Below are 7,131 nucleotides of genomic sequence, written 5' to 3'. Positions count from 1 at the left end.
ACTTCCTGTCGATCGGCACCAACGACCTGATCCAGTACACGCTGGCGATCGACCGTGCCGACGAATCGGTCGCGCACCTGTTCGATCAGCTGCACCCGGCGGTGCTGCGCCTGATCGCCGACACCATCGCCGCCTGTCAGGCCCAGGGCAAGGGCGTCACCGTGTGCGGCGAGATGGCCGGCGACACCGAGATGACGCGGCTGCTGCTGGGCCTCGGCCTGCGCAGCTTTTCGATGCACCCGGCGCAGATCCTGGCGGTGAAGCAGGAGATTCTGCGCGCCGATGCCGGCAAGCTCAAGCCCTGGGCCGAGGCGGTGCTGGACAGTGACGAACCGGCCGTGCTGCTGGGGCTGTAGCTTCCGCCGCTCCTTGGTTTACGCCCGCGGTCGCGCAGAATGGATGCCTGAGAGGTGCGCCACGATGAATGAGTTCCAGCGCCAGCGGCGCATCCGTTTTTCCGACTGTGACCCGGCCGGCATCGTGTTCTACCCGCAGTATTTCGTCATGTTCAACGGGCTGGTGGAAGACTGGACCGGGCACCTTGGCTTCGAATACCAGCGGCTGATCGGGCAGCGCCGCATCGGTCTGCCGACGGTGCGGCTGGAGGCCGATTTCCAGGCCGTCAGCCATTTCGGCGACGAGGTGGTGCTGCGGCTGGCGGTCGAGCGGCTGGGCGGGCGCTCGATCACGCTGGGCCTGCGCTGCACCGGCGCGGACGAGGCTGATCTCCGGATGGCGGTGCGCCAGGTGCTGGTGACGACCTCGCTGGTCGACCACCGGTCGATCGACATTCCCGCCGACCTGCGCGCGGCGATCGAGCGTTTCCAGACCTGATCACCCACCCTCAGTGCGCGCGGGTGCCGACCACTGCGGCGCCCAGGATCAGTGCCGTCGCCAGCGCCACGTTCCAGCTCAGGGGGCGGCCGCTGGCCCACAGCAGCAGCAGGGTGGACAGCAGCGGCGTCAGGTAGCTCAGCACGCCGATCTGGCGCGCATCGCCCAGCTTGAGTGCCTTGTCCCACAGGAAGAACGCGCCGCCCAGCGGGCCCAGGCCCAGCACCGCGATCAGCAGCAGATCCTGTGCCGACAGGCTCGTAGGCGGCTCCAGCAGCGCGTGGCAGAGCAGCGCGAGCAGGCCGGAAACCAGGCCGAAGCTGCCGATCGCGGCGGTCGGAAAACCGTGCCCGGTCAGCGCCAGCCGCTTGGTCAGCAGCGAATAGCTGGACCAGATGAAGGCCGCGGTCGCCGCGCTGGCGTAGCCCAGCATGGCGTCGCCCGGCGCCTCACTGCTTAGCCCCGAGCGGCCGAGGATGGCGATGGCCGCACCGGCGAAGCCGGCCAGCGCCGCCAGCACATGGGCGCGGCTGAGCCGCACGCCGGGCAGGAACAGCGGTGCCATCAGCACGATGCCGAGCGGCCACAGGTAGTTGACCAGGTTGGCCTCCACGGCCGGCGCCTGCCCGAGCGCGGTGAACAGCAGGAAGTGGTAGCCGAACAGGCCGTAGACGCCGATTGCCAGCGTTCGCCAGGGGACAGCCAGCCGCCGCAGATCGAAGCGCGCCAGCGGCAGCGCGATCAGGCTGCCGGCCAGCAGCCCGAGGCCGGTCAGCAGGAATGGCGGCACGTGGCGCAGCGTCGCGCCCAGCGTCGCCAGGCTCGCCCACAGGGCGATGGTGGCCAGCGCGAGCAGATTGGCGCTGGCGTGGCTTGAGCGCGGGGATGCGGACATGGAGGGCGGTTCGGGCGGAGTGCGCGCATCTTATGCGGGCGCCGGCGCAGCGCGCATGGCGGACAATTTCGGCGCGGGCGCTGGCCCGTCACTTCATGATTTCCTGCCGGAGAAATGCCAGGCCATGTCAACCGCTTCCGCACAGGCCGCCATCGGCGACCAGGCCGCTTCCGTGACGCGCATCGCACGCCGCCGCCCCCGGCCGGGTCAGGCGCCGGCCTATGAGGCGCTGGCGCGCGAGATGCTGGCGACGATGCGCCAGTGGCCCGGCTTTCAGCGCGGAGAATTGATCCCGCCGGCTGAATCCGACGGCGATTACCACCTCATCAGCCGCTGGGACAGCGCGTCGGCGCTCGGGCGCTGGGACGGCAGCCCCGAGCGTGCCGCGATCCTGGCGCGCATGAACCTGGTGGCCGAGGCCGAGCCGCAGTACCGCGTGCTGACCGGGCTGGAGGCCTTTTTCGGGCTGCCCGTGGTGCCGGCCAGCATGCATCCGCCACGTGCGCGCATGGCGTTCGTGACCTGGCTGGGCATCTTCCCGACGGTCGCGTTCTACCTCTGGTTCGTGATGCCCTGGCTGGCCGACTGGCCGTTCCTGCCGCGCACGGCAGTGCTCACGCTGCTGATCGTCTACACCATGTCCTACGGCGTGGCGCCCTGGCTGACCCGCTGGCTGCGGCCGTTTCTGCACCCCACGACCTGAGGGGTCGGGCGGCGCCCGCGGCGCGGACTCAGACGCCCGCCGCGTGCGCCTGCTGGTCGGCGTGGTAGCTGGAGCGCACCAGCGCGCCGGCGGCCGCATGGCTGAAGCCCATGGCACGCGCCTCGCGCCCGTACATCTTGAAGGTGTCCGGGTGCACGTAGCGGCGCACCGGCAGGTGCGCGTTGCTGGGCGCCAGGTACTGGCCGATGGTGAGCATGTCGATGCCGTGCGCGCGCATGTCGCGCATCACCTCGAGGATTTCCTCGTCGGTCTCGCCCAGGCCGACCATCAGTCCGCTCTTGGTCGGGATGTCGGGGAACAAGGCCTTGAACTTCTTCAGCAGGTTGAGCGAGAACTGGTAGTCGGCGCCCGGGCGCGCCTGCTTGTACAGGCGCGGCACCGTTTCCAGGTTGTGGTTCATCACGTCCGGCAGCCCGTGCTTCAGGATCTCGAGCGCGCGGTCGTCGCGGCCGCGGAAATCGGGTGTCAGGATCTCGATCTGGGTGCCGGGCGCGCGGGCCCGGGTTTCGCGGATGCAGTCGACGAAATGCTGCGCACCGCCGTCACGCAGGTCGTCGCGGTCGACGCTGGTGATGACCACGTATTTCAGCTTGAGCTCGGCAATGGTGTTGGCCAGGTTGACCGGCTCGTTGACGTCGAGCGGGTCGGGCCGGCCATGGCCAACGTCGCAGAACGGGCAGCGCCGCGTGCACTTGTCGCCCATGATCATGAAGGTCGCGGTGCCGCGGCCGAAGCATTCGCCGATGTTGGGGCAGCTGGCCTCTTCGCACACGGTGACCAGATGGTTCTTGCGCAGGATGTTCTTGATCTCGTAGAAGCGCGTGTTGCCGGAGCCGGCCTTGACCCGGATCCACTCGGGCTTCCTGAGCGCCGGCCCGTCGTTCTGCACCTTGACCGGGATGCGGCTGAGCTTGGCCTCGGCCTTCTGCTTGGCGTGCGGATCGTAGCTGGCCTGCGGCTGTGCCTCGCGCACCACGGGCGCGTCGGGTCCGACGGGCGTCGCCGCGCTCTGGCCGGCAACGGAGGAGGGAGAAGTCATGAATCGCGTCCTTCACAGCGCCAGCAAACGGGTGAGCTGCGTGGCTAGGGTGTGTGCGGCTTCGTCCCAACTGGCGGAAACGCCGATTGTAGAAAGATCGACCGTCTGCAGCCCGGCGTAGCCACAGGGGTTGATGCGCTGGTAGGGTTGAAGATCCATCGCCACGTTCAGCGCCACCCCATGGTAGGCGCGGTGGTTGCTGACCTTGATGCCGAGCGCGGCGATCTTGCCCAGGCCGCTGAAGTCGGGCCGCGGCGCCGGCGATCCGGGCGTGCGCCGCTGTGGACGCTGCGGCAGCACGGCGTGGCTAAACGGGTCGCCCGGCCGCACGTAGATGCCAGGCGCGCCGCCGACGCGGTGGCCGGTGACGCCGAACTCGGCCAGCGCGCGGATCACCGCCTCCTCGATGCGGTAGACGTACTCCTTGACGAAATAGCCGCGCGTCTTCAGGTCGATCAGGGGGTAGGCCAGCACCTGCCCCGGCCCGTGGTAGGTGACCTGCCCACCACGGTCGGTTGCCACCACCGGAATGTCGCCCGGCGCCAGCACGTGTTCCGGCTTGCCCGCCAGGCCGAGCGTGAACACCGGCGGATGCTCGCAGATCCACAAGGCCTCACCAGCAGCCGATGAAGCGCTGAAATCCTTCATGGCCTGGAGCGTGGACGCGTAATCGACGCGGCCCAGAAAGCGGACGTCCATGCGCGAAGTGTGACAGCATCGCCATGGGCGCATTCGCAGCGCTGCGAAAGGATTTGCCATGACCATCCTGCGCGCGGTTCAGGCCGACATCACCACGCTGACGGTCGATGCCATCGTCAACGCCGCCAACAGCAGTCTGCTGGGCGGCGGTGGCGTGGACGGCGCGATCCACCGTGCGGCCGGACCCGAACTGCTGGCCGAATGCCGCACGCTGGGCGGCTGCGCCACGGGCGACGCCCGGATCACGCGCGGGCACCGCCTGCCGGCGCGCTGGGTGATCCACGCGGTGGGGCCGGTGTGGCATGGCGGCGGGCGGGGCGAGGCGGAACTGCTGGCCGCCTGCTACCGGCGCGCGATCGAACTGGCGGCGCAGCACGGTGTGCGCACCATCGCGTTCCCGGCCATCAGCACCGGCGTCTACGGCTACCCCAAGCAGCAGGCGGCGCGGGTGGCGGTGGCGGCGGTGCGTGCGGCGCTCGCTGCGCACACGGGCATCGAGGAAGTCGTGTTCTGCTGCTTCAGCGAGGACGACCGGGCCGTGCTGCAGGCGGCGCTGGATGCCGGTTCGCGGTCATAGGCCCACCGTGATGCCGGTGCGCCCCGGTCGCGGCTAACATGCCCGCGCATGCTGGCGCCTTCCTTTTCCCACCGTGCGCCGAGGCGATCGGCATGGGTTCGTGATCTGGCGCGCCCAGGCCCGACGCCGGTGTGCAGGTAATGCGCCTGCCGCTGCAATCACCCGCCACGCTGCTGCTGGCCGTCGGCGCCCTGTTGGGGCTGAACTTCCCGCTCGGCAAGCTGGCGCGCCTGGCCGAGGTGTCGCCGACGCTGTGGGCGGCGCTGATCTCGCTCAGCGTCAGCCTAGTGCTCGGCGGCTGGCTGTTGCTGCAGCGCCGGCCGCAGCCGTGGAACGCCCAGTACGCGCGCTATTTCGTGCTCACCGGCGTATTTTGCAATGCGCTGCCCAACCTGCTGATCCTCAGCGCGCTGCTGCACCTGGGCAGCGGCCCGACCTCGGTGATGCTGACGCTGTCGCCGATGGTCACGGCGCTGCTGTCCAGGCTGGCGGGGCTGCGCGCGCCGGGCCGGCTGGAGTACGGGGGCATTGCCGTCGGCTTCGTCGGCGCGCTGCTGGTGGTGCTGGCGCGCGGCAACGGCGGAGCTTCCGCGACCTGGCTGTGGATGGCGGTCGGGCTGTCGATTCCCTTGCTGCTGGGTGTCGGCAACGTCTACCGCTCGCTCGACTGGCCGCAGGGTGCCGACGAGACCTGGCTGTCGGTCGGCAGCCACGCCGTGGCCGCCGTGCTGCTGCTGGCCGCCTGCGCGCTGACCGGGGCCTTCGACAGCCTGCCGCGACTGCTCGAGATCCCCTGGATCGTGATCGCGCAGATGGTGGCCAGCGTGCTGACCTTCCCGCTGTTCTTCCGCCTGCAGGCGGTGGGTGGGCCGGTGCTGCTGAGCCAGATCGGCACCGTGGCGGCGGCCGTCGGCGTGGCGGTCGGCGCCGGCCTGCTTGGTGAACGCTACCCGCCAGGGGTCTGGAGCGGCGTGCTGCTGATCGCGCTCGGCATCGGCCTGACGGTGCGAGCGCAGCGTGGCAGGTCAGGCGTGCGGATGCAGTAGAAGTCGGGCGCTTTCGATGGCGCGCGCCCCGGCGCGGCTCAACGCGGTCGGATGCGGCCTAAAGCACCCACTTGGCCATCGGGTGCGTGTTGAGCGTGCGGTACAGCTCGTCGAGCTGTTCGCGGCTGGTGGCCAGCACGGTGAAGGTCAGGCCCAGGTACTTGCCGCCGCCGCTGGCGCGCAGTTCGATGGTGGCGGCGTCGAAGCCGGGGTCGAACTGCCTGACGAGGTGCGTCATGGCGTGCACGAAACCGTCCTCGTTGAGGCCGACGACCTTGATCGGAAACCGGGATGGGTAGTCGATCAGCGATTCGCGCGCCTGCTGCGCCGGGCTCAGGCCCTCCTGCGCTCCGGCGCCGGCCGGTGGCGGGGCGGGCGGCTTGGGGTTGGTGTCGTCGCTCATGTGGCGAACAGCGCCTGCTTGGCGCGTTGGTAGGCGGCGTAGAGGCGCTGGTACACCGGGCCCGGCCGGCCGGAGCCCACCGGCCGGCCGTCGAGCGTGGTGATGGCCAGCACTTCCTTGGTCGCCGAGGACAGCATCAGCTCGTCGGCGCTCAGGACTTCGTCGCGTGCGATGCGGCGCAGTTCGAAACCGATGCCTTCCTGCGCGCACAGCTCCTCGATGGCGCCGTAGCGGATGCCTTCCAGCACCAGGTTGTCCTTGGGCGGGCCCATGACGGTGCCGTTCCGGACCACCCAGACGTTGCTGGCGGCGGCCTCGCTGAGGAAGCCGTCGCGGAACATCACCGTTTCCAGCGCGCCCTGCTCGTAGCTGAGCTGGCGCGCGAACACCGCGCCCAGCAGGCTGATCGATTTCAGGTGCGCCTTCTGCCAGCGGAAGTCGTCGGCTGTCACGCAGGCCACGCCTTGCGCGCGCTGCTCGGCCGTGGGCGGCTTCATCGGCAGGCAGGTGGCGAACACGGTGGGCGTCAGGCCGGGCAGCATCGGGTGATCGCGCAGCGCCACGCCGCGCGTGACCTGGAAGTAGTAGAACCAGTCGAGCACCTGCTCGCGCGCCGGGTGGGCGGCGATCAGGTGCAGCGCGATCTGGCGCCATTCCTCGCGCGTGTGCGGGTTGGGAATGCGCGTTTCCTTCAGGCCGCGCTCCAGCCGCGCCATGTGCTGCTCGAAACGGAACGGCTGCGGCGTGTGACCAGGCTTGCCGTAGACGGCAATGCCTTCGTAGATGCCGTCGCCGAAGATGAAGCCGCGGTCGAGCGGACTGATGCGCGCCTCGCGCAATGTGGTCAGTTCGCCGTTCAGATGGCAGGGCAGCGCGGGCAGGTGGCTGGTATCGATCATGGGTGGGGATTCCGG

10 protein-coding genes are annotated in these 7,131 nt (G+C 69.7%); 5 read left to right on the top strand and 5 right to left on the bottom strand.

Annotated elements, in window-relative coordinates; genetic code table 11:
* Together PK606_RS11785 and PK606_RS11780 are read left to right on the top strand one after the other, a co-directional pair.
* The coding region (locus PK606_RS11785; RefSeq protein ID WP_324564162.1) for a putative PEP-binding protein at nucleotides 1-356 on the top strand (356 nt) is incomplete at its 5' end.
* A 64-nt stretch (nucleotides 357-420) separates the two neighbouring features.
* Nucleotides 421-834, top strand: coding sequence for an acyl-CoA thioesterase (locus PK606_RS11780; protein ID WP_324564160.1), 414 nt, complete (start codon nucleotides 421-423; stop codon nucleotides 832-834).
* Between the two features lie 10 nt (nucleotides 835-844).
* Here PK606_RS11780 and PK606_RS11775 read toward each other — a convergent pair whose 3' ends face one another.
* Nucleotides 845-1,729, bottom strand: coding sequence for a DMT family transporter (locus PK606_RS11775; protein ID WP_324564157.1), 885 nt, complete (start codon nucleotides 1,727-1,729; stop codon nucleotides 845-847).
* 124 nt (nucleotides 1,730-1,853) lie between these two features.
* Between PK606_RS11775 and PK606_RS11770 the strand changes: the two genes are divergently transcribed.
* A complete protein-coding gene (locus PK606_RS11770) occupies nucleotides 1,854-2,432 on the top strand; it encodes an antibiotic biosynthesis monooxygenase (RefSeq protein ID WP_324564155.1) in 579 nt (192 codons plus the stop codon).
* 28 nt (nucleotides 2,433-2,460) lie between these two features.
* Here PK606_RS11770 and lipA read toward each other — a convergent pair whose 3' ends face one another.
* Both lipA and lipB read right to left on the bottom strand, forming a co-directional pair.
* Nucleotides 2,461-3,492 carry a lipoyl synthase gene (gene lipA, locus PK606_RS11765; protein ID WP_324564153.1) on the bottom strand — a complete coding sequence of 344 codons (1,032 nt, stop codon included), beginning with the start codon at nucleotides 3,490-3,492 and terminating at the stop codon, nucleotides 2,461-2,463.
* Between the two features lie 12 nt (nucleotides 3,493-3,504).
* Nucleotides 3,505-4,191 carry a lipoyl(octanoyl) transferase LipB gene (gene lipB, locus PK606_RS11760; RefSeq protein ID WP_324564151.1) on the bottom strand — a complete coding sequence of 229 codons (687 nt, stop codon included), beginning with the start codon at nucleotides 4,189-4,191 and terminating at the stop codon, nucleotides 3,505-3,507.
* Between the two features lie 58 nt (nucleotides 4,192-4,249).
* On the opposite strand from lipB, the gene PK606_RS11755 reads away from it, so the two are divergent.
* A complete protein-coding gene (locus PK606_RS11755) occupies nucleotides 4,250-4,768 on the top strand; it encodes an O-acetyl-ADP-ribose deacetylase (protein ID WP_324564148.1) in 519 nt (172 codons plus the stop codon).
* Nucleotides 4,769-4,908: 140 nt separating this feature from the next.
* Nucleotides 4,909-5,814, top strand: a complete 906-nt coding sequence (locus PK606_RS11750; protein WP_324564146.1) for a DMT family transporter — start codon at nucleotides 4,909-4,911, stop codon at nucleotides 5,812-5,814.
* A 58-nt stretch (nucleotides 5,815-5,872) separates the two neighbouring features.
* On the opposite strand, the gene PK606_RS11745 is transcribed toward PK606_RS11750, so the two are convergent.
* Entirely contained in the window at nucleotides 5,873-6,217 is a 345-nt protein-coding gene (locus PK606_RS11745) for a YbeD family protein (RefSeq protein WP_324564143.1), read from the bottom strand.
* Nucleotides 6,214-7,116, bottom strand: a complete 903-nt coding sequence (locus PK606_RS11740; RefSeq protein ID WP_324564140.1) for an aminotransferase class IV — start codon at nucleotides 7,114-7,116, stop codon at nucleotides 6,214-6,216. Before PK606_RS11740 ends, PK606_RS11745 begins: the two co-directional genes overlap by 4 nt.
* Nucleotides 7,117-7,131 lie beyond the last annotated feature (15 nt).

Source organism: Ottowia sp. (assembly GCF_035444425.1).
Classification (GTDB): domain Bacteria; phylum Pseudomonadota; class Gammaproteobacteria; order Burkholderiales; family Burkholderiaceae_C; genus Ottowia.
The sequence above is the reverse complement of the archived record's forward strand: the minus strand, read 5'-3'. Positions and strand labels throughout refer to the sequence as shown.